This is a genomic window from Acinetobacter sp. TW_SC_4 (assembly GCF_054861205.1).
In genome coordinates this window covers 692,514-714,592 of record NZ_CM142174.1, presented here as the reverse complement: position 1 = coordinate 714,592, position 22,079 = coordinate 692,514, and the positions used below count along the sequence as shown (strand labels likewise).

Genomic DNA, 22,079 nt, shown 5'->3' with positions numbered 1-22,079 from the left:
TGACAATTGGGTGAAACCCATATCATCACCGTCCTGATAAGGGCCTGTTTTATTTGCTTAGAAACGGTAGTGAGAGAATGCTTTGTTGGCTTCAGCCATACGGTGCACATCTTCACGTTTTTTAACCGCTGCGCCTTTACCTTCAGCTGCATCAAGCAACTCGCCAGCAAGACGTAAAGCCATAGTTTTTTCAGAACGCTTAGCAGCAGCATCTACTAACCAACGCATAGCCAAGGCAGTACGACGGGATGGGCGCACTTCCATAGGTACCTGGTATGTAGCACCACCAACACGGCGTGCTTTTACTTCGACCATAGGACGAACTTTTTCAAGAGTAGTCTCGAAAAATTCAACTGGGTCTACTTTAGATTTTTCTTGAACGCGGTCTAAAGCACCGTAAACGATACTTTCAGCAATAGATTTTTTACCATCTTGCATTACGTGGTTCATGAATTTAGCGATTGTTTGGCTGCTGAACTTAGGATCCGGAAGGATTTCACGAGCAGCGACTACGCGACGTCTTGGCATTTTAAAACTACCTATAAATATGACACTTCAGGTTAATCCAGCAGTAGCACAAAGTGTCGTGTGCATTCGCTGGCCTTACTACACGTCGCTTGAATTTTCACAAAATTAAATGCAGAAATCAGACAAGCGAGACGATAAAGGATTGCAGTTCTAGCGAAATAAGAACTTAATCTCAAAAGATTATTTCTTAGGACGTTTAGTACCGTATTTAGAACGAGCTTGGTTACGATCTTTAACACCAGCACAGTCTAAAGAACCACGAACGGTATGGTAACGCACACCTGGTAAGTCTTTAACACGACCACCACGGATAAGAACAACACTGTGCTCTTGTAGGTTATGGCCTTCACCACCGATGTAGCTAGAAACTTCGAAACCTGAAGTTAAGCGAACACGGCAAACTTTACGCATTGCTGAGTTAGGTTTTTTAGGTGTAGTTGTGTAAACACGTGTACAAACACCACGGCGCTGTGGACAAGCCTTCAACGCAGGAACTTTAGATTTTTCAACTAAAGTCGTACGACCCTTACGGATCAACTGATTTGTTGTTGCCATGTGGCAATTCTCCCGTTAATAAAAAGCCCCAAAAAAATACTACTTTTTGAGGGCATGCAATTGTATGTCAAGATGCAAAATCGGTCAATATGCCGGAGTCAGGCAAAATACGATCGCATCTCGACTTTAAGCGTTTATTTTATGGCGAAAATCACTTATTTTTCGATTTCGTGGCAGCATTTTTTGCAACATCTTCCGTAGTTTCCTCAGCTTGCGTTTGTTTGTCTGCAGTCTCGGAGTTTTCAGGCTTGTTTGTATCCGTCTCTTCTTCAGCGGCTGCCTGTAACATTTCTGTGTCATTTTCCTGCAAGCCGAGCTCTTCTTCCAGTGCTGCATCTGCATCAAAAGAATCTTTTGGAATAGCCGGTTTTTGTTCCTGTTTAGCATCGGCGTGTTCAACCAGTTTATCGGTCAATTCATCCAGACCTTCACTGACCTTTTCATCTTTTTTCACTTCAGCTTCTTCCGGACTCAAGCTTTCCTGATCTTTCTTAACCAGTTTGACTTGCTTGATAGTTTGATTGCCTTCAATTGGGATTTCTTTATCCAGAATTGGCTTATCTTTATCAGCGGCTGAATGATCAAGATTTTCCATCAGCTTCGGGGTCGCCTGCTGGAGCAGGTCAACGGCTTTTTCATAGGCAGCATATGGCGACAAACCTAGATCCTGATGCTGCTGTAGATACTGACGGGCATGAGAGAATACTTCTTGTGCTTTCTGGTTCACATCATTCACAAAGCGATGACTATAGACTGCGCCAATCCCTGCACTCGCCAATGGAGTCAGTTTGGTTAACTGCTCTAATAAAGACAGTTTCGGGAAATGGTTCATCCATTCCCACTTCATGCTACCATCCTGATTGCTGAGCCATTTTTTCAGTGTTTCCACATCATTGCTTGATCCAAGCATAGTCTGCAACTGGGAAAGGTCATGTGTTTTCAAAGTACTGCTCAGCGCTTTAAGCCCCATCAACAGCGCCTGTTTTTCTGCAATCAGACTGAGATCAATCTGTCTAAAGATATGCTGTACGATTTCCTGATCGTCTTCCTTGCTCAGGTCAAAACCATAAGAGCGTCCCACTTGATAAATTGTACGCAGTGCCATCAGCAAAGAAGCTGGAATATCAATCGCGGTTCCCAATACGCCAGTGATGCCACTTACAGCGCCTTGTACCGTCGCCATCCATTTATTTTGCTCGGCAAACGCCTGAGAAATGCGTTGTGAACGCGTAGTGTCCTGAGTTAGTTCTTCCAGATCCTTCGCCCCAGCTTCATTCAGGATGGCATCAACCGAACTCATCTGGTTGCTGAACTGATTCAGGTGATTATAAAAGTAGTCAGATACTTTGTCGGCCAGCTGGGGAGAAACAAAATGCGCGACATTATTCACGGTATTAAAACGACGGCCCAGCAACTGACGGGAAACATTTGGAAGATGTTCGCGTAGCATGTCTTTGGGGTTTTCATATTTTTTTGAAGCAAAAGGGCTTTTGACTTTTGCCGAGCCATCAACAGCATGATCAGTATTGAAGGTTTTAGTCACAGAATCTGGTGCAACATGATTTAGCAGTTCCAAACCTGTTGAACTGAACTTTTTCGCCACTCCAAAGGCATTCGAAATCAGACCATTAGATTGTTTATTATTAGCATTTACCATTTTTTACCTCAGCATGCACGTGCTTGTATTTGGTATAAATACTAGGTGTAGTCAGCATTTATCTCAACCTTATTCTGTTTCATTTAGTAAAAGCTCTACACAGTACTTTATAAATTCAACCTACTGTCACACGGCATAACATTTGCCATAAGATTTCAAAAATCTTTCTGCTATGATGTTCTGCATTGTGAAATAGGGGTTAGCGCTATATTTTGCTGTCTTATCAACGCCAGATATCTCCCGCTGCCCCAGAGATAAACTATAAGGATCTGTAGATGAAACGTGTTGTCATCACTGGTATGGGTATTAACTCGTGCATTGGTAATACATTAGAGGATGTGAATCACTCTTTACAAAACGGGATTTCAGGAACACGTTTTAATCCGACTTATGCTGAACTGAATTTCAAGAGCCATGTTAGCGCTGCTGCTGAACAGGATTTTGATGGTATTGACCGTAAGCTGAAACGCTTTATGGGCGTTTGTGCGATGTATGCCTACAATGCTGCGGTGGCTGCTGTTGAACATGCTGGCTTAAAACAGGAAGATCTGGCGAATAATCCACGTTATGGTATTGCCGGTGGTTCAGGCGGCAACTCGACAGCATCTGTAGTAGAAATGACAAAATTGCTGGAAGAAAAAGGCGCACGCAAAGTCGGTCCATTCTTCGTCCCACGCAACATGTCAAATACCATTACTGCGAACGTCGGTGTGGCATTTAAATTACAAGGGATTGCACACTCGATTACTAGTGCTTGTGCAACTTCTGCCGATGCCATTGGTTATGCTTACAACCTGATCCAACTGGGTAAACAGGATCTAATGCTTGCCGGTGGTGGTGAAGAAGATCACTGGTCTCAAAGCCTGCTATTCGATGCGATGGGTGCATTGTGCTCTAAATACAACGACACTCCTGAAACAGCTTCTCGTCCATATTCAGTAGACCGTGACGGTTTCGTGATTGCTGGCGGTGGCGGTTTCGTGGTACTTGAGTCTCTAGAACATGCTCAGGCACGTGGTGCGAATATTCTGGCTGAAGTTGTGGCTTATGCAGCCAATTCGGATGGCGCTGACATGGTTGCTCCATCTGGCGAAGGTGCAACACGCTGTATCCTGATGGCTCTAGAAGAAGCCAAACAGCATGGCGTAGATAAAATTGACTATGTGAATACACATGGTACTTCTACTCCAGCAGGTGATGTTACTGAACTTAAAGCCATGGCACGTGCCTTCGGTGAAGGTCAGGTTCCTCCACTCAGCTCGACTAAATCTATGACAGGTCACAGCCTGGGTGCTGCAGGTGTACAGGAAGCGATCTACTCTATCCTGATGATGCAAAATGACTTTATTGCACCAAACATCAACGTGACCGAACTGGATGAAGGCGCAAAACCATTTGATATCGTACTTGAAAAACGTGACGCAAAATTGAATACTGTGATGAGTAACAGTTTCGGTTTCGGCGGCGTAAATGCTTGTCTCGTTTTCAAAAAATGGGAAGGCTAAGCCGCCCATTTTAGGGTGACTTGATGGATGCTCCTTCTGATGCTTTCTTGTGGGTAAAAGCATTACATATTATTGCTGTGGTTTGCTGGTTCGCTGCTTTGTTCTATCTGCCACGGCTTTATGTCTACCATGCCATGAGTGAAGATGTCGTAAGTCATCAACGCTTTGAAATTATGGAACGCAAGCTGTATCGCGGAATCATGTGGCCAGCCATGGTCGCCACGCTGATCACAGCACACTTTCTAGTCGATTGGGGTGATGCAACGCGTCATTACCATGAAGCCTTATGGTTCTATCTGAAAGTCGGCCTGGTTGGCTTGCTAGTCATTTACCATTTGGTATGTGGTTATTATCGTAAGAAACTGATGGAAAATGCCCATTACAAGTCACACAAGTTCTGGCGCTTCTTTAATGAAATGCCAACGCTGATTTTATTTGCTGTGGTGATTTTAGTGGTGGTAAAACCTACTTTCTAAAATTCCCTAAAATTAAAAAATCCCCGATTGATCGGGGATTTTTTATGTCTGCACTTTATTCTCCGGAGAGAAGTTGCTGACGTTTACGAAGACGTGGTTTATACAAAGTATGATAGGTGGCGAACAGAATCGCCAACCAAAGCGGACTAATCATCAGTGCTTTCATGGTATCTGCTTCCAGACTTAAAATAACTAAGGCAAAAAACAAGAAGATCAGCACCAGATAGGACATCCAGATTCCGCCTGGCATTTTGAAGGTCGAAGTGGCATGTTTTTCAGGTTGCTGTTTACGGTAACGGATATAACACACCATAATCAGTCCCCAGATACTGATAAACAGAATCACACAGAGTGAGCTGGCCAGCGTAAAGGCTTCCATCGTGTTCGGCACAAAATACTGGAAAGCTGCACCCGCCATAATAAAGGCACAGGAAAATAACAGACCTTTAGCCGGAACTGCACGACTTGAAAGCTCAGCCAAAGCCTGGGGTGCCTGACCATCACGTGCCAGACCAAACAGCATCCGGCTGGTAGAGAACACGCCACTGTTCATGGAAGACATTACAGAAGACAGCACCACCAGATTCATGATAATGGCTGATACGGGAATACCCGCATGCAAGAAAAGAGTCACAAAAGGACTTTGATCAGCAGGAATTTCTACCCACGGCGTTACAGACATAATCACCAGCAGAGACAATACATAGAACAAGATGATCCGTGTAGGAATCGCATTCACTGCTTTAGGCAAGTTCTTTTCCGGATCCTTGGTTTCAGCCGCCATCGTACCCAGCAGCTCTACACCTACGAAAGCAAACATTGCAATCTGAAAACCAGCCAGAAAGCCCATTGTGCCCTTAGGGAACATACCATCATAGGCCCAGACATTGGTCAGGCTGGCAGTCGAACCACTTGGTGCCTGGAAGTCGCTGAAGATCATATATCCGCCAATCGCAATCAGGCCCAAAATCGCCAAGATTTTAATCAGGGCGAACCAGAACTCGATTTCACCAAACAGCTTCACGGTCAGCAGGTTAATTCCTAGTACCAGCAATACACAGCCAGCACTGATCATGGCCTGCCCCATGGGTGTAAAGGTCATGTCGGGCGGCAGCCAGAAATTTAGATAATTGATAATTGCCGCTAAGTCAGCAATGCCGACCAGAATCCAGCCCAGCCAGTACGACCAGCCAATATAATAGCCAGCCCCCGGACCAATCAGGTCATGCGCCATATCAATGAAGGATTTATAGTGCAAATTGGATAACAGGATTTCCCCTAATGCACGCATCAGGAAAAAGAACATGGCTCCAATAATCATGTAGATAAACAAGATTGAAGGCCCTGCCAGTGCAATCGTTTTACCAGAACCCATAAACAGGCCTGTACCAATGGCACCACCAATGGCAATTAACTGCAAATGGCGGTTAGAGAGCTTACGTTGTAATTCATGGGGAGATGAGGATGCATCATCTTTAGAAGAGGCTGTATTCATATTCGGTTCCTTTTTCACATCAGGCCCTCGCTCATCTGATCGGATTTCTTCCTGAAATCCTGATTGCAGATGCAGTTTCATTTAATGGATTAAATGATCAGGCCTGATATGCTTACAAAATCAAGTTGGGAGATATAAAAATCTGAAACAACTTAAGGGAGCGCTGCAATCACTGCAATTTCAATTAACCAGGCGGGATTTACCAGATCCGCCTGAATGGTTGCGCGTGCTGGTGTACCACATCCCTCGAGCCATTCAATCCAGAGCGCATTGACGGTTTGAAAGTCTTCCAGGTTTTTAACAAAGAGCTGTGCAGATAACAGACGGCTTTTGTCTGTACCTGCCAGTTTAAGGAGTTGATCAATCTTCATGAGCACTTCACGTGTTTGACCATGAATATCCAGACTGATGCTATCCGGCACCTGCCCTGATAAATACACGGTTTGATTGTGAATGGTGACAGCACTCATCACCTGATTGCTGTTCAAACGCTGAATATCTATATGTTCCGTCATAATTTTATCCTCTCTTATTTCTAATATTTGTTTAATCTTAAACTTTCAATCTGCACGGGCACACGTTGGGTGATGGCACACATCAGCTCATAGCCAACCGTACCCGAACCCGCGGCTACTTCATCAATCGGTAATACTGTGCCGTGAATGGATTGTCCCCACAGCACAACTTCGCTACCAATCTGTGCATCCGGGACAGAATCCAGATCAACCGCCAGCATATCCATACTGACGCGACCAATCGTTTGGGTTCGAATCCCATCTACCAAAACCGGTGTTCCAGTTTGTGTGATTCGCTGATAACCATCCGCATAACCACAGGCCACAATTCCAATCTGCATATCCTGCCCAACTATAAAAGTAGAGCCATAACCGATGCTGTCTCCTGCCCGAACCTGCTGAATTGCGATCAGTTCGCTACGCAGAGTCATGGTCGGCTTTAAGTTCCAGTGATCAATCGTATGGGTGGGATAGTCAGGTGAACTGCCGTAAAGCATGATGCCGCTACGTACAATATCGGAATGCGAGCTTTGATGATGGCGTAGAATGGCCGCACTATTACTGAGTGAGGTTTTAGCCTCAAGCCCCTGAATGGTCTGGCTAAAAATCAGATTTTGATGCTCAATGCCATCCAATCCAAAACGCTGGCCATCCGCATCGGAAAAATGTGTCATATGACTGATAGAGCGTACTTGCTGAATATTTTTTAATTCCTGAAAAGCGGAAGAATACTGCTCAGGTAAAAAACCGAGCCGGTTCATTCCGCTATTCATTTTTAAAAAGACATCAAACTGTACGTCTGGCTGTAATTGGACAAAGGTTTTTAACCATTCCAGTTGATGCTGGGCATGAATTGCAAAACCCATCTCATACTTGGCGCAGTCGAATAAATCCTCAAGGCCAAAAATGCCTTCCAGCAACAATAAGGGCTTGTCACAGCCCAAGGCACGCAAACGCTTTCCTTCAATAAGATCCAGAAAGGCAAAACCATCGGCACTTTTTAATGCGGCATAAACCCGCTCTATGCCGTGCCCATAGGCATCAGCTTTAACTACTGCAAAGACCTGACTTTGAGGTGCGCAGGAACGTGCAACTTGCAGGTTATGTTGCAATGCCTGTTGATGAATAACCGCGTGTATTGGACGTGGCATAAATTTCTTCCCTGAAACTGATAATCCTTAAAAGCTTAAGCAACCTGCTGATAACGATTCAGCGACAAGCCTTCAGTACTAATTTCAGGTGCTTGACCCAGTACCAAATCACTGATCAGCTTTCCTGAGCCACATGCCATGGTCCAGCCCAGCGTACCGTGTCCGGTATTCAGGAACAGATTGTTAAAGCGTGTCGGTCCAATAATTGGTGTGCTATCTGGAGTCATTGGACGTAAGCCGGTCCAGAAACTGGCCTGCGCCATGTCACCACCCGGGAACAGGTCACGAGTGACCATTTCCAAGGTTGCACGGCGATCCTCATTCAGGCCCAAATTAAAGCCTGTTAGCTCTGCCATACCACCGACACGGATACGCTGATCAAAACGAGTCAATGCAATCTTGTAAGTTTCATCCAGCACAGTCGATTGTGGTGCATGAGTCTGATCCACAATTGGAATGGTCAATGAATAACCTTTGACTGGATATACCGGCAGATCCAGGTGTAACGGCTTCAGAAAATCACGGGAATAGCTGCCGAAAGCCAGTACATATCTATCTGCGGTCAACACCTGACCATTGACCAGTACACCTTTAATCTGGTCGCCTTCAAATAGCAGTTTTTCAACATGCTGGTTAAACTTGAATTGTACGCCCATGCCTTTGGCGTAATTGGCCAGTGCATTGGTAAACAGGTAGCAATCACCGGTTTCATCATTTGGCAGATGCAAACCACCCACCAGTTTATCTTTAGCTTCTGCCAGTGCCGGTTCAACTTTGGCTAGCTGCTCACGATCCAGCAACTCAAAATCCACGCCGGTTTCTTTCAGCACTTCGATATCACGTTGCACTGCATCGAGCTGTGCTTCCTTACGGAAAATCTGCAACGTTCCTTTAGAACGGTTTTCATAAGAGATGCCGATATCACGACGTAGATTACGTAAACAGTCACGGCTATATTCAGCGACCCGCACCATACGTTCTTTATTCACTGCATAATGCTGAGCATTACAGTTTTTCAGCATCTGAGCCATCCACTGTAACTGCCACAGACTACCATCGACATTAATCGCCAATGGCGCATGATGCTGGAACATCCATTTCACTGCTTTAAATGGAATGCCAGGTGCTGCCCATGGTGTCGAATAACCAGGAGAAATCTGGCCCGCATTGCCAAAACTGGTTTCTTCGGCCGGACCTGCCTGACGGTCAAGGACAGTCACTTCTGCTCCCTGCTGCGCAAGATAGTAGGCGCTTGTTACACCAATGACACCACCACCTAATACAATTACGCGCATGACATTACCCTCAATGACATTTATAGTTTATTTCACCAGTATATTTTTGGATCAATAGTGAATTTCACTGTTTTAAACTGATATATTCAGCAAATTCACTAGATTTTTCGCGTCATTTTTAAAAATTAAGGGAATAATAGATGCGTAAATTAGACCGCATTGATCGCATGATTTTAGATATCCTGCAGCGTGATGGACGCATTGCCATTAGTGAACTTGCCTCCCGAGTCAACCTCTCCACCACACCTTGTTCCGAGCGGGTCAAGCGACTGGAACGGGATGGGATCATCATGGGTTACCATGCCCGGCTCAATCCGGAAAAGCTGGAAAAGAACCTGTTAGTGTTTCTGGAAATCAAACTTTCTGCCAAATCCGGTGATGTATTTGAACAGGTCGCGCGTGACTTAAGCGAAATTCCTGAAGTGCTGGAATGTCATCTGATCTCGGGAGATTTTGATTATCTGGTGAAAGCACGCCTAAAGGAAATGAGTGCTTACCGGCGTCTGCTTGGGGATTTATTAAAAAAGCTCCCCTCTTCTGCTTCCTCACATAGTTATGTGGTTATGGAAGAAGTAAAGGAAAGTTCATATCTGGATGTAAGAATCTAATTCTGACAAGGGTTCAAGTGGTAGATACAACAAAACCCCATAAGGGGCTTTGTTGTGAACCGTTTATCTGAATTAGATAAGTTTAAAATAAAATTTTATTAACTTATATTGATGATTATCTAAAACTAGGCAGGAATACGTAGTACCTGACCCGGAAAAATATCATCCGCATTTTTCAGTAAAGGGCGATTTGCCTCGAAAATCTTGTTGTACTGGTTGGCATCACCATAAATTTCTTTCGAAATTTTAGATAAGGTATCACCCGATTTAACCGTATAGAACTTACTTTCAGGTTCCGGATTCGCTACAGTCAGCTGGTCATCCACTTTAGCGACATGATCAACATTTCCTACCGCTAAAATAATCTTTTCACGATCCGCCTGACTTTGTACCTGTCCGCGTACGGTTGCCAGATCTGAGGTTGAGTTATAGCTGATCGACAATCCTGTAATTGGCAGTCCTAGGCTTTTAACATGGCCTAATAATTTGTTCGCTATTTCCTGTGCAGAAGGTTCAGCCGATGCTGCTTTAGGTGCAGCGGCAGGTGCCTGTTGAGTTGCTGCCGGTGTTTGTTGTGGCTCCGCAGCTGCAGTGTTCTTTTTACCAATGCCTTTTACAAAATCAAAAAGACCCATAGTGGACTCCATTCTTGTTATTCATCAGATCATTCTTATTTGTACAAGGAAAGCAGCAGATACAAAGTTAGTCATTGGTAAGCAAAAGGTTATCGATTGTAAAATCACCCTATATCTATTCTACAGGCACAAAAAAACCACCTTGCGGTGGTCTTTAGGTTCAGCAAAGCTGAAAATCAGCATTAACCAAGTTTTTTAGTAACATAGTCAATAGCAGATTGAACAGTTGTGATTTCGTTAGAATCTTCATCAGGAATAGTGATGTCGAAGTCATTTTCGAAAGACATAACAAGTTCAACTAGGTCTAGAGAGTCAGCACCTAAGTCATCCATGAAAGATGCTTCGTTTTTAATCTCTTCGACTTTGATACCAAGTTGTTCTGCAACCGCTTGTTTAACGCGTTGTTCGATATCGCTCACAGGAATTCTCCTCATTGCTTGTGGCGTTTTTAATGCCGTTAGTTTAATTGAATCTATAAAATTTGGAAAGTTAATACATGTGCCGTTTAGCTCATGTATAAACCACCATTAACGTGAATGACTGTACCTGTAATGTAACTGGCTTTGTCCGATGCCAGGAAACTTACGGCATTCGCGATATCTTGTGGATCACCTAAACGGTTTAAAGCCACTTGATCACTCATTTTCTTGCGAATTTCTTCACTTAACTGTTCAGTCATTTCAGTCGCGATAAAGCCTGGTGCAACAGCATTGACAGTAATCTGACGACTACCCATTTCTTTAGCCAGACTGCGACCAAATGCCTCAATACCTGCTTTGGCAGCTGAATAGTTCGCCTGACCTGGGTTAGCAAAATGCGCCACCACAGAACTGATATTAATGATACGGCCGAAACGTGCCTTAGTCATACCTTTCAGCACACGTTTAGATAAACGATAAACGGCTTTCAGATGGATGTTTAAAATATCATCCCAGTCGTCTTCCGACATGCGTAACAACAGGTTGTCTTTGGTAATACCGGCATTATTCACCAGTACCAGCACAGGACCATAGTTTTGCTCAATATCGCTGACCAGTGCATCAATCGCAGCACCATCACGTACATCTAGAACTTTACCGGCACCATTTTCAGCAAATTGTGCGTTAAGTTTCTCTGCACCCGCTTCAGAAGTCGCAGTACCTACGACAAAATAACCGTCTTGAATTAATTGTTGTGCAATTGCAGCACCAATGCCGCGGCTTGCACCTGTCACCAAGGCAACTTTACGTTCCTGTGTCATGCAATTTTCCCTTCTGCCACCAATACGGTGTTCAACGCATCTTCCAGACGAGATTGAGTATCTAATGGAAGTGCTTTTTCGATATTCGGTAAACGTTTTGCCATATTGGCCAGTACATTACCTGGGCCACATTCTACAATGTACTCAATGCCTTCATCTTGAAGGAATTGTAGTGTTTTAGTCCATTGTACTGACTCATACAGCTGCTCAGTCAAAGCCTGACGAAGTTCAGTCACGTCCGCAGCTGCTTTTGCGCCTACATTTTGTAATACAGGTATGCGTGGCATCTCAATGGCAGTTTGTTCCAAAGCTGTTGCGAACTGCTCAGCGGCAGGTTTCATCAGTGAACAATGTGAAGGAACTGAAACTGGTAGTGCAATCGCTTTACCGCCATTTTCTTTGGCCAGTGCCATCACGGCTTCTACACGTTCTTTATTACCAGCAACTACGACTTGCCCCTGAGCATTATAGTTGGCTGCTTCAACTGAACCTTCGCCTGCTACTGTTGCTTGTGCACAAAGCTCGATCACTTTGGCATCATCCAGACCCAGAATCGCCGCCATTGCACCTACGCCTTGAGGTACAGCAGTTTGCATCAACTTACCACGCAGGTTCACCAGCTTGACTGCATCACCCAGACTTAAAGCACCCGCTGCAACTAACGCGCTGTATTCACCGAGTGAATGGCCCGCCATATATTTTGGTGCTACTCCACCCAGCTCTAACCATACACGCCATAAAGCGATGGATGCTGTTAATAGTACCGGTTGAGTAAATTCGGTTTGATCCAGACCTTCACCCGTCTGTGCAATCTGCCACAGATCAAAACCCACCGCTTCAGATGCTTCAGCAAATGTATCGCGGATACCACTAAACTGTTCTGCAAGTTCAGCGAGCATGCCGACTTTTTGTGAACCCTGACCTGGGAACACAAATGCAGTTTTAGTTGCTTGAGCTGCTTGTTCGAGTTGTTTAGCAGACATAAATAAAATCCTTTCATTCAAGAGGTGCGAATCTTTTCTTAGACCTAAAAATTGGCCGATCAGATCACCTTACCCATTGTGGAGCGCAATTTAACACGTAATTTTGGCTTGGGTAATTGCCAAATACAACAAAAACCGCGACTTCACATGATGACCGCAAAACCCGAAGATAAAATCAGGCATAAAAAAAGGGAGCTTAACGCTCCCATTTTTTCTACTAAGCTTTAACGCTTAATACATCATCAATTATTCAGCAGATGCTTTAGCGAATAATTGACGACCACGGTAGATACCATCTTTAGATACGTGGTGACGACGATGAGTTTCACCAGTAGTTTGGTCTACAGTTAATGCATTCTCAGTTAAAGCGTCATGTGAACGGCGCATGTCACGGCGAGAGCGACTTTTACGGTTTTGCTGAACGGCCATGATGGCTCCTTACAAATATCGAAAAAATGGATCAGAACAAATTCGATTGTCTTATACGCATGAGTATAACACAAAAATTAGTTAAGTTTACCCTTCAAAGCTGCCAAAACTTCAAACGGATTATCCCGTTTTTCTTCAACAACTTCTTCTGCGGCAGGTTGATGCTTATGCTCACAAACGTCATGCTTAGGAGACAGCGGCATCAACAATAACAATTCATCTTCTATCAGTGCGAGTAAGTCAGCGGTGGCAGGTGCATCATATGAACCCTTCGTCGTTGCTTCACTTTCACCTAAGACGATGAAATCAGCATCCTCATCCAAGCGCTCTATCAGTGACTCATCATCCACCAGAGCTAGATGAAAATCTGAAACGAGTTCGATTTCAACGGTCTCCAGACAACGCTGGCATTCCATTGGAACTTTCGTTTCAACATGACCATCCAACCATGCAATGCGATGATAGGCATCCATTGATAGCTTACAGTCTATGTTAATCAATTGATCATCAATTGATCCAACAGCTTCACGAGCAATACGAACAAAGCGAGATAAAGGCAGTTGACCTGACCATTTAAAGCCCTGTTCAGCCCATTTAAACGGCTCAATCTGTGCCGGAAAGGTATTTGCTGACATAATTAAGGCGGCAATTCTACAAATTCATCAGAACTCTGTCAAAGATTAAGATACAATTTTGTACTTATTTTTAGACAGACCAATTGGGTAATTTCAGTCATGCATCTGTTGCAGCCGCAAACAGAAGTGAATGTTTCATCACTCGTTAGCACACTTTCAACCTCCGATTCTGACAGCTCACTACAGCAAGTGCAACGCTTACCGTGGGCGAATTTATCCTCAGAAGCGGAACAGGTTGATTGGCTCATCTTACACTTTAATCACTGGTTTTCCCACCTAAATGTCACTTTAGTCCGTGGTGATTTTGAACCGGAGTATTTCCCGGCAACAAAAGATAGCCCTGCCCGGATCCAGTTTGCGCATGGCTTCTTTAATAGTGCTCTGCATGAAATCAGTCACTGGACTATTGCCGGTGACAAGCGCCGTCTGCTGCCAGATCTGGGCTACTGGTATGCGCCAGATGGCCGCACCAAGGAACAGCAGGCATTATTTGAGCAGGTCGAAATCAAGCCACAAGCGATTGAATGGATGTTCTCCAAAGCATTTGGCCGTAGGTTCCGTGTGTCTCTGGATAATTTAACCGGTGATGGTGGCGATGGTTCCAGCTTTAAAGATAATGTCTATACCCAGGTGCAACGCTATTTTAGTGGTGAAGCCAAACTGCCACGTGATGCCAAACGCTTCATTGATTGTATCTGTGTCTGCATCCGTGCAGGCAAAAGTTTACAATCTGATGAATTTCAACGTGAAATGCTTGATTAAATTACACAAATCTACCTGTTTGTCATTGTTACTTTATACAAAGGCATTTCATAATAAGTTTAAGGTAGGTTGGGAGGAATATTTATGCTGCATTTACGTGTACACCCGGATAATCCGCAAGCTCGTCTGATCAGTCAGGCGGTAGAACGTATTCGTGCCGGTGATGTTGTGGTTTATCCGACCGATGCAGCCTATGCGATCGGCTGCCAGATTGGGAATAAACATGCGATGGAGCGAATCGCGCAGATTCGTGGTCTGGGACCTAAGCACCAATATGCCATTATCTGCTGTGACTTATCCGATCTTGCGACTTATGCCAAAGTCGACAATGCCGTCTATCGTTTGCTGAAAAATAATACACCTGCTGTGACCACATTTATTCTTCCGGCAACCAGCGAAGTGCCTAAACGTTTAATGCATCCGAAGAAAAAAACCATTGGTTTGCGTATCCCTACCAATCCTGTGTGTCAGATGCTGCTTCAAGAACTGGGCGAACCGCTGCTAACTTCCACACTCATCTTGCCAGATCAGACGGATCCTTTAGATGATCCTTATGACATTGAGATGCAACTCGGTAAGCGTATTGATGTGTTTATCGACAGTGGATTGGGCACATTAAGTACGACTTCTATTGTGGATTTATCAGGAGATCAGCCTGAGGTGATCCGTCGTGGTGTCGGTGATGTCAGTGCTTTTGAATAAATAAAGCTGCTTCTAATGAAGTCTCAGAAGAAAATAAAATGGATCTGTTTTATATCCTCCTGAACCTGAATGAATTTCCTGCCGATCATCTAATCTATGCCGAATTGCCTCGGACACTGGAATCCAAGGCAATATCTATCGATAAAAATTCCAAGCCGGAATTAGATCTGAATATCAACAATATTGAATACTCATACTTTCTTGATGTCGCGATGGCAAGAAAACTTCTACAAGTTTATTCAACGAACAATGTTTGTCTGGCAGATACCTGCCAACGTGTCATTGAATATGTATTGCGAGAGCAGAATTAAAATAACCTGATCACGCATGCCAGGATTTAATAGCTCGCCGCACGATCCTGAGTAGATGCACTGACCGCTGGTGCAACTGAAGGAACCTGATTATTCAAACTTGACTTTGGGGGTAACGGATCACCTTCTTTATAATGTTTTAACTGCAAGAAGTTTGGACATTCCGACAGCTTTTGCTGATGAGTTGCAAGTTCAGCACCAAACCTGTTTTTGACTGAAACATGAAAAGTGATTTGATCCTCTTCAAGCACATTCAATAACGCAGTCCGGGCTTTGGATTCCATAGTCCTAAAAGAATCAATAGAATTACAGCTCATGGTTTTGACCATTGCAGTAACACCGTCGGGTAAATCTTTACCTGTATAAAGTGTATTACGCATATAGAAACGAATATGGGGATATTGATCCAGTACGCTAAAATCCAGTTTCATGGCCTGCATCACTGGTTTAGCCTGCTCAACAAAGCTGGAAAAGCCGCCAGACTTCAGATTGGTACGCATTTCATTTTCAAGCTGCATGAGCTGGTATTGAGGATAGCCCCAGAATACACCTAAGCCGATGACGCCGATTAACACAAGTATGATTGGCATTTTTATAATTAACCTGATCTATGTTTGTTATTTATTAATATTTTTGGCTATATTAGTTTATTTTTTAGGCGATAGATAACTGTTTTTTCTTATTTTTATCACATGTTCCCTGATGAGCTTTCACACATTCACTATTTAATAGGTGCTGAAAATCTTTTAAAAATTTTCTATATGAAGTTACAGTTTCTTAAGCCACCCAGGCTATATTGCATTTAATTTTAGCTAATATGCTGTTTAATATCAGACTTGTGCATTTTATCGAATTAAAAAAATAAAATTTCTCCTAAAATAAATATGGTTTTTTTGCATTTGAATGCATATCTATTTTATTTAACGACAATTTTCCAGTACAATGCCAACTACTAAATTATGTGCTTTTTCTCCTGACAACAGCTCGGGGAATAAGCCATTTCATGCCTTTGAAAATTCGCGTGGCTTATAATTGTAATGACTCAAATGCCCCATAACGCTATGGAATCTGCTCCAAACATCCGGGTTCTGGATGAATGGCAAAATACGATTCCAGAGGATCTGTATATTCCTCCAGCAGCGTTTGAAATTCTGTTAGAACATTTTGAAGGCCCCCTCGACTTTTTAATCTACCTGATCCAGAAAAATGGTTTTGACCTGTTACAGGTTGATATCGCGCCGATTGCCTCCCAATATCTGTCCTATATGGATGCGATGAAATCCCTGAATATTGAACTAACCGCGGATTATATGGTGATGGCTGCTTTACTGGCTGATCTCAAATCCCGGTTATTACTGCCTAAACCGAAAAGCGTGGCTGCGGTTGAACAGGATCCAAAACAGGACTTGATTGAGCGTCTGGAAAATTATTTACGGATTAAGCAAGCTGCAGAACGTCTGGGTCAGATGACGATTCTGGAACGTGATACCTTTGAGACCAATGTTCACTTAGGCGAGTTTATCCAGCCCAATGAAGGCCATAGTGCTGATCTGCTGCGTGATGCCTTGCTTTGCGTCTTTAACCGTCCTGAACCGGTCATTCATCAGGTGCAACAGGAGCCTGTTTTACTGGAAGAACGGATTGCCTATATTGAAAGCTGTCTAGAATCCGGTGAAGTCTTGTCTTTTGATAACTTACTCAAGCCAAGTCAGGGACGCATGGGTGTAGTCGTGACCTTTATGGCCGTGCTAGAACTTACCCGCCAACAAAAAATTCAAATTATTGCCTCAGGCATTGAGGCACCGCTCGCAATTCAAGGAGCACACGCATGAACACAGAACACAATATCTCCTTGTCTGCGGAAGATAATCTGCATGAAATTCTGATGCAACTGGAAGCGATTATTTTTGCCAGTGATTCCCCGGTTTCCTTAGCTCGACTGAAAGAAGCATTTCAAGATCGCTATAGTAAGCAGGAGCTGCGCCAGTATTTACAGCAGCTTTCCATGTTGATGCATGGCCGTTCTATTGAACTGGTTGAAACTGTGCAAGGTTACCGTTTTCAAGTGCGTGTAAAATATCGTAATATTATTGCACAGACCTGGCCTGAGCGACCGACACGCCTGTCACCTTCATTACTGGAGATGCTTGCGGTGATTGCTTATCATCAGCCAGTGACCCGAGCTGATATTGAACAAATTCGTGGTGTCACGAATAACAGTCAGATTTTGCGTACACTGTTTGACTGGAACTGGATTAAAGAATCTGGCTTTCGTGAACTCCCTGGAAGACCTGCGTTGTTAGTGACAACGCCACAATTTTTAAATGCGTTTGGCTTAAATTCTTTAGGCCAATTGCCTCCCCTGCAGGATGCCAAGGAAGCTTTTATGGCGCTCGATGCGAATGCACCGAAGTCATAAATAGGTGAACTGTTGAATAATTATTTCTAAGGTTATGCTGTCATGAGTGAAAAGTTGCAAAAGGTGCTTGCACGTGTTGGTTTGGGTTCTCGCCGTTATATGGAAGAAGTCATTGCCGCAGGTCGTGTGAGTGTGAATGGGCAGATTGCCCAAGTGGGTGAACGAATCGAACCAGGTGATGAGCTTCGCATCGATGGTCGTAAAGTGCAGTTCCAGATCGAAGACGAAATCCGTCGTCGTGTCCTGATTTATTACAAGCCAGAAGGCGAAATCTGTTCACGTAACGATCCTGAACAGCGTCCAACAGTATTTGACAACCTGCCATCAATTCAAGGCGATCGCTGGGTCATGGTCGGCCGTCTGGATATTAACTCGACCGGTCTGTTGCTGTTTACAAATGACGGTGAACTAGCGAATCGTTTAATGCACCCATCCAATGAAATCGAACGTGAATATGCGGTTCGTGTCATGGGTGAAGTGACTCCACAACTGAAAAACAACATGCTGAAAGGCGTGGTGCTAGATGATGGTCCTGCGAAGTTTGAATCATTCTCTGAACTGGGTGGTGACGGGATCAACCGTTGGTATCAAGTTGTCGTGAAAGAAGGTCGTAACCGTGAGGTTCGTCGTATCTTTGAATCACAAGGCCTGAAAGTCAGCCGTTTATTACGTACTCGTTACGGTACCGTGATTCTGCCACGTGAACTTCGTACAGGTCGCTGGATTGAACTGGATAAACAGGATATCGATAACCTGACCAAATCAGTTGAGCTGAAACCGCGTCAAGGTACCGGCTTATTTGGTATGGCGAAACGTCGTAACGAACGTATGCAGGAAAAACCAATGGCAGCGCGCCGTGGTGGTTACCTGCGTCAGCAACGCCGTGATACCGATGAGCAGCAGCCGCAATACAACAATCGTGAACGTCGCGATGATCAGGGCTTTGGTCGTCGTGAAAACCAGAATGGCACCCAGTTTGCACGTCGTGACAACCGTGAAGACAACCAGTTTGGTCGCCGCGAAAATCGTGAAGGCAATGCACCACGCGGTTTATATGGTGCGAATAAAGGCTTTAAAAAGTTCTAAGCTTTGAATAAGAGAGAGTCACTTCGGTGGCTCTTTTTTTTGCAAGAACAATAATAATGACTCAATTTTATCTATCCCTAGTCTTCTCAATAGAACCCGATATAAAAGGTGAGTATCTCTTTCCTATTTCCTAAAAGTGAATTCCCGTCATAAAAAATGCCCAGCAATGTGGACATTTTTTATTTCGTACTTTAGCAAGTTACTGCGGAATACCCTGTGGAATCGCACTTAGCAGACGCTTGGTATAATCATGCTGTGGAGATTGATACAGATCATCTGAGTTGGCAATTTCCACCAAATCACCATGATTTAGCACCATGATCTGATCAGAAATATATTTCACGACTGATAAATCGTGTGAAATAAAGATATAACTCAGACCAAATTCATCCTGCAAATCCTGCAATAGATTCAACACCTGTGCCTGTACGGATACATCCAGTGCTGACACCGATTCATCACAGATCAGAATCTCAGGCTTTAAAGTTAGACAACGTGCAATCGCGATCCGCTGACGCTGACCACCTGAAAACTCATGTGGATAACGATAGAAGGCCTGAGCCGGTAAGCTGACCCTTTCCAGTAAATCGAGTGCCATCTGTTTACGTTCTGCGTCATCCTTGCCGATATGATGAATCTGCATCGGCTCCATCAGGATTTGTCCCACGGTAAAACGCGGATTTAGCGAAGCATACGGATTCTGGAAAATGATCTGGATTTTACGTTGATAGGCCGTAAACTCTTTTTCCGTCATCGACAAGATATCTTTGCCCTGAAACAATGCCTTGCCGCCTGTAGCTTGTTGCAGTCGCATCAAGAGTAAACCAATCGTGGTTTTACCAGAACCTGATTCACCAACCAACCCCAAGGTTTTACCTTTAGCCAGCTGAAAAGATACCCCTTTCACGGCCTGAAATTCATCTTTGCCAAATAGGCCTTTACGGCTATAGAAAGATTTTTTCAGATCGCGCACATCCAGAATAATCTCCTCATTACCTTTTAAACCACGAGAACGCTCCTGTTGTAGCGGAGCGTTCGCATGCAGGTCATGCGCCAGACTATCCTGTTTCATAAAGTCGCTAATCACCGGCAAACGCAAAGGACGGTGCGATAGCTGTGGACGGCAATGCAACAAGGCTTGGGTATAAATATCCTGAGGATTGTTCAGGACTTCTGTCACCGAACCTTGCTCACGAATCTCGCCATAACGCATTACAATGACCTGATCCGCAATTTCACCAACTACCGCCAGGTCATGACTGATGAATAACATCGACATTTGACGGCGCTGACGCAAGGATTCAAGCAGGTCCAGAATCTGTTTCTGGATAGTCACATCTAATGCCGTCGTTGGTTCATCAGCAATCAAGAGTTTCGGTTCACAGGCAATGGCCATGGCAATCATGACCCGTTGCTGCTGTCCACCAGATAACTGACTCGGATAAGCATCAATCTTGCTTTCCGGTGAAGGAATACCGACTTCCTGCAAAAGTTCCAGCGTTCTTTGACGGGCCTGTTTTTTATTCATGCCCAAATGCAGGCGTAGAATTTCCGAGATCTGCATGCCCACGGTAAACACTGGATTCAATGAGGACATTGGTTCCTGGAAGATCATGGCAATTTCTTTGCCGCAGATCTGACGCATTTCACTCGACTTGAGTTTTAGCAAATCACGCCCTTCAAACAGGATCTGGCTGTCTTCAGCGACCTTCGAGTTCTCAGGTGCTAATAGTCCCATCACCGCTAATGAAGTCACAGATTTACCACTTCCGGATTCACCAACTAATGCCACTGTGGTATTGGCCGGAATTTCAAATGAAATTCCTTTGACCGTTTCCACATATTGTTTATTTTCACCTTTAAAACTGACACGTAAGTTATCTACGCGAAGTAACGCGGGTGCTGTGCTTGGATTCATTTCAGACATCGCTGCGCTCCTATTTCAGTTTTGGATCTAATGCATCACGTAATGCATCAGTAAACATTGAGAAAGCTGTCACCAGTACCGCCATCGCCACCGATGCCGCAGTCAACTGCCACCATTTGCCTAAAATCAGCTCGCTTTGCGCTTCATTCAGCATACTACCCCATGACACCACACCAATCGGTACGCCAAAGCCTAAGAAGCTGAGAATGACTTCGGACTTGATAAAGGCCACTGCAAGAATGGACATTTGAACCAAAGCGATATGACTGACATTCGGAAAAATATGCACGAAGATACGGCGCATATTGCTTACCCCAATGGCTTTCGCTGCCAGTACATATTCACGTGCAGTATGCTTCATATATTCAGCACGAACTAAACGAAACACCCCGGTCCAGCCGGTCAGACCCAAAATCAGGATAATCGATAAAACCCCTTTTTGTTGCAGTACTGCTGCAATCGCTAACACCAGCAACAGATAAGGAATCGAAGTAAAAATATTGTAGAACCAGTTCAGCACATCGTCGACCCAGCCACCGAAATAGCCAGCAATCGCCCCCAGTACCGTACCAATCACCACCGCAACCAGCGCAGCAATCAGGCCAACCAAGATCGAAGTTTCTGCACCTTTAATGGTTTTCAGTAGTACATCCTGACCCCATTTATCTGCGCCAAAGAACAGGCTCTGTTTAAGCTCACTACTCTGATCCAGTAACTGACCACCTAATTCCTGATCAATGGCTTTCATATCTTCAGCCAGTGGATCGACTACACCATAATAATCAATCGCACCTGCACCCTGTTCAGTAGCAATTTCTGCTTCCAGTTCAGCAATCACATCTTTTAAAGGATCAACTGGATTAACTGGCACTACGGTAGATTCAGTACTTTGATCTTCACCTGCAGCTCCAGGTACAGACGGTGTATAGATAAAACTTGGGGGTGCATAACTCACCGCCACTTCCTTATTCCAGTCCTTGGCAATCATACCGGTCATGGAAAGCAGAAGCATCAGCAGATAAAACAGCACCACAAATAGGGAGAACATCGCAATGCGGTCACGTTTCAGACGACGCAACGCCAGCTGCCATAATCCGGTTGAAGCAGACTCAGGTACTGCTGAAGCATGTTGCTCTTTTTTAAATATCGCACTCAGCATAATTCA

Annotated in this window: 25 protein-coding genes; 9 read left to right on the top strand and 16 right to left on the bottom strand. The window is 44.3% G+C overall.

All coding sequences use genetic code 11. The features are described from left to right. Positions 1-57 precede the first annotated feature (57 nt). The 3 genes from rpsG to ACWM1W_RS03400 form a co-directional block, all read right to left on the bottom strand. Positions 58-528 (bottom strand): 30S ribosomal protein S7, encoded by a 471-nt coding sequence (gene rpsG / locus ACWM1W_RS03410; protein WP_004783282.1) that lies wholly within the window; start codon positions 526-528, stop codon positions 58-60. A 180-nt stretch (positions 529-708) separates the two neighbouring features. Further along, positions 709-1,083 carry a 30S ribosomal protein S12 gene (gene rpsL, locus ACWM1W_RS03405; RefSeq protein WP_004783283.1) on the bottom strand — a complete coding sequence of 125 codons (375 nt, stop codon included), beginning with the start codon at positions 1,081-1,083 and terminating at the stop codon, positions 709-711. A gap of 151 nt (positions 1,084-1,234) precedes the next feature. After that, positions 1,235-2,740 carry an EcsC family protein gene (locus ACWM1W_RS03400; RefSeq protein ID WP_375725931.1) on the bottom strand — a complete coding sequence of 502 codons (1,506 nt, stop codon included), beginning with the start codon at positions 2,738-2,740 and terminating at the stop codon, positions 1,235-1,237. Positions 2,741-3,015: 275 nt separating this feature from the next. Between ACWM1W_RS03400 and ACWM1W_RS03395 the strand changes: the two genes are divergently transcribed. Continuing rightward, the gene (locus ACWM1W_RS03395) at positions 3,016-4,245 is read left to right on the top strand and encodes a beta-ketoacyl synthase N-terminal-like domain-containing protein (protein WP_034170676.1); all 1,230 of its coding nucleotides are present in this window, start codon (positions 3,016-3,018) and stop codon (positions 4,243-4,245) included. Positions 4,246-4,268: 23 nt separating this feature from the next. After that, positions 4,269-4,721: a CopD family protein gene (locus tag ACWM1W_RS03390; protein ID WP_004783286.1), complete on the top strand. Its 453-nt coding sequence runs from the start codon at positions 4,269-4,271 to the stop codon at positions 4,719-4,721. A gap of 55 nt (positions 4,722-4,776) precedes the next feature. On the opposite strand, the gene ACWM1W_RS03385 is transcribed toward ACWM1W_RS03390, so the two are convergent. The 4 genes from ACWM1W_RS03385 to ACWM1W_RS03370 form a co-directional block, all read right to left on the bottom strand. Continuing rightward, positions 4,777-6,216: an amino acid permease gene (locus ACWM1W_RS03385; RefSeq protein ID WP_375725930.1), complete on the bottom strand. Its 1,440-nt coding sequence runs from the start codon at positions 6,214-6,216 to the stop codon at positions 4,777-4,779. 152 nt (positions 6,217-6,368) lie between these two features. Continuing rightward, a complete protein-coding gene (locus ACWM1W_RS03380) occupies positions 6,369-6,731 on the bottom strand; it encodes a RidA family protein (RefSeq protein WP_005234286.1) in 363 nt (120 codons plus the stop codon). Positions 6,732-6,751: 20 nt separating this feature from the next. Continuing rightward, on the bottom strand, positions 6,752-7,882 hold the full coding sequence (gene alr, locus ACWM1W_RS03375; RefSeq protein ID WP_375725929.1) for an alanine racemase: 1,131 nt from the start codon (positions 7,880-7,882) through the stop codon (positions 6,752-6,754). Between the two features lie 35 nt (positions 7,883-7,917). After that, positions 7,918-9,177: a D-amino acid dehydrogenase gene (locus ACWM1W_RS03370; RefSeq protein ID WP_005234282.1), complete on the bottom strand. Its 1,260-nt coding sequence runs from the start codon at positions 9,175-9,177 to the stop codon at positions 7,918-7,920. Between the two features lie 140 nt (positions 9,178-9,317). Between ACWM1W_RS03370 and ACWM1W_RS03365 the strand changes: the two genes are divergently transcribed. Next, positions 9,318-9,785 (top strand): Lrp/AsnC ligand binding domain-containing protein, encoded by a 468-nt coding sequence (locus ACWM1W_RS03365; protein ID WP_214001527.1) that lies wholly within the window; start codon positions 9,318-9,320, stop codon positions 9,783-9,785. A 125-nt stretch (positions 9,786-9,910) separates the two neighbouring features. Here the strand turns inward: ACWM1W_RS03365 and lysM are convergent, their stop codons facing one another. The 6 genes from lysM to ACWM1W_RS03335 all read right to left on the bottom strand — a co-directional run bounded on the left by lysM (position 9,911) and on the right by ACWM1W_RS03335 (position 13,707). Then, on the bottom strand, positions 9,911-10,420 hold the full coding sequence (lysM, locus tag ACWM1W_RS03360; RefSeq protein ID WP_262477281.1) for a peptidoglycan-binding protein LysM: 510 nt from the start codon (positions 10,418-10,420) through the stop codon (positions 9,911-9,913). Between the two features lie 182 nt (positions 10,421-10,602). Further along, positions 10,603-10,839, bottom strand: coding sequence for an acyl carrier protein (gene acpP / locus ACWM1W_RS03355; protein WP_004783299.1), 237 nt, complete (start codon positions 10,837-10,839; stop codon positions 10,603-10,605). Positions 10,840-10,925: 86 nt separating this feature from the next. Next, the gene (gene fabG, locus ACWM1W_RS03350; RefSeq protein ID WP_004783301.1) at positions 10,926-11,660 is read right to left on the bottom strand and encodes a 3-oxoacyl-ACP reductase FabG; all 735 of its coding nucleotides are present in this window, start codon (positions 11,658-11,660) and stop codon (positions 10,926-10,928) included. Further along, on the bottom strand, positions 11,657-12,643 hold the full coding sequence (gene fabD, locus ACWM1W_RS03345) for an ACP S-malonyltransferase (RefSeq protein WP_262477283.1): 987 nt from the start codon (positions 12,641-12,643) through the stop codon (positions 11,657-11,659). Before fabD ends, fabG begins: the two co-directional genes overlap by 4 nt. A gap of 246 nt (positions 12,644-12,889) precedes the next feature. Continuing rightward, entirely contained in the window at positions 12,890-13,072 is a 183-nt protein-coding gene (gene rpmF, locus ACWM1W_RS03340) for a 50S ribosomal protein L32 (RefSeq protein ID WP_004783304.1), read from the bottom strand. Positions 13,073-13,149: 77 nt separating this feature from the next. Then, a complete protein-coding gene (locus ACWM1W_RS03335) occupies positions 13,150-13,707 on the bottom strand; it encodes a YceD family protein (protein ID WP_004783305.1) in 558 nt (185 codons plus the stop codon). 99 nt (positions 13,708-13,806) lie between these two features. Between ACWM1W_RS03335 and ACWM1W_RS03330 the strand changes: the two genes are divergently transcribed. The 3 genes from ACWM1W_RS03330 to ACWM1W_RS03320 all read left to right on the top strand — a co-directional run bounded on the left by ACWM1W_RS03330 (position 13,807) and on the right by ACWM1W_RS03320 (position 15,482). Then, complete coding sequence (locus ACWM1W_RS03330) at positions 13,807-14,469, top strand: elongation factor P hydroxylase (protein ID WP_262477284.1); 663 nt, start codon at positions 13,807-13,809, stop codon at positions 14,467-14,469. 84 nt (positions 14,470-14,553) lie between these two features. Then, positions 14,554-15,171: an L-threonylcarbamoyladenylate synthase gene (locus tag ACWM1W_RS03325; RefSeq protein ID WP_004783309.1), complete on the top strand. Its 618-nt coding sequence runs from the start codon at positions 14,554-14,556 to the stop codon at positions 15,169-15,171. A gap of 38 nt (positions 15,172-15,209) precedes the next feature. Then, a complete protein-coding gene (locus ACWM1W_RS03320; RefSeq protein WP_262477285.1) occupies positions 15,210-15,482 on the top strand; it encodes a hypothetical protein in 273 nt (90 codons plus the stop codon). A gap of 26 nt (positions 15,483-15,508) precedes the next feature. Here ACWM1W_RS03320 and ACWM1W_RS03315 read toward each other — a convergent pair whose 3' ends face one another. Then, positions 15,509-16,072 carry a hypothetical protein gene (locus ACWM1W_RS03315; protein WP_004783312.1) on the bottom strand — a complete coding sequence of 188 codons (564 nt, stop codon included), beginning with the start codon at positions 16,070-16,072 and terminating at the stop codon, positions 15,509-15,511. Between the two features lie 447 nt (positions 16,073-16,519). Here ACWM1W_RS03315 and ACWM1W_RS03310 point away from each other — a divergent pair, with 447 nt between their 5' ends. From ACWM1W_RS03310 to rluB, 3 genes are read left to right on the top strand one after another with little or no spacing between them, the layout of a single operon-like run. After that, positions 16,520-17,314 carry a segregation and condensation protein A gene (locus ACWM1W_RS03310; protein WP_262477286.1) on the top strand — a complete coding sequence of 265 codons (795 nt, stop codon included), beginning with the start codon at positions 16,520-16,522 and terminating at the stop codon, positions 17,312-17,314. After that, the gene (gene scpB, locus ACWM1W_RS03305) at positions 17,311-17,901 is read left to right on the top strand and encodes an SMC-Scp complex subunit ScpB (protein ID WP_005234269.1); all 591 of its coding nucleotides are present in this window, start codon (positions 17,311-17,313) and stop codon (positions 17,899-17,901) included. The genes ACWM1W_RS03310 and scpB overlap by 4 nt, the downstream gene beginning before the upstream one ends. 42 nt (positions 17,902-17,943) lie before the next feature. After that, positions 17,944-18,987 (top strand): 23S rRNA pseudouridine(2605) synthase RluB, encoded by a 1,044-nt coding sequence (rluB, locus tag ACWM1W_RS03300; protein ID WP_004783318.1) that lies wholly within the window; start codon positions 17,944-17,946, stop codon positions 18,985-18,987. A gap of 199 nt (positions 18,988-19,186) precedes the next feature. Here the strand turns inward: rluB and ACWM1W_RS03295 are convergent, their stop codons facing one another. Continuing rightward, complete coding sequence (locus ACWM1W_RS03295; RefSeq protein ID WP_262477287.1) at positions 19,187-20,914, bottom strand: ABC transporter ATP-binding protein; 1,728 nt, start codon at positions 20,912-20,914, stop codon at positions 19,187-19,189. Positions 20,915-20,924: 10 nt separating this feature from the next. After that, positions 20,925-22,073, bottom strand: coding sequence for an ABC transporter permease (locus ACWM1W_RS03290; RefSeq protein WP_262477288.1), 1,149 nt, complete (start codon positions 22,071-22,073; stop codon positions 20,925-20,927). Positions 22,074-22,079 lie beyond the last annotated feature (6 nt).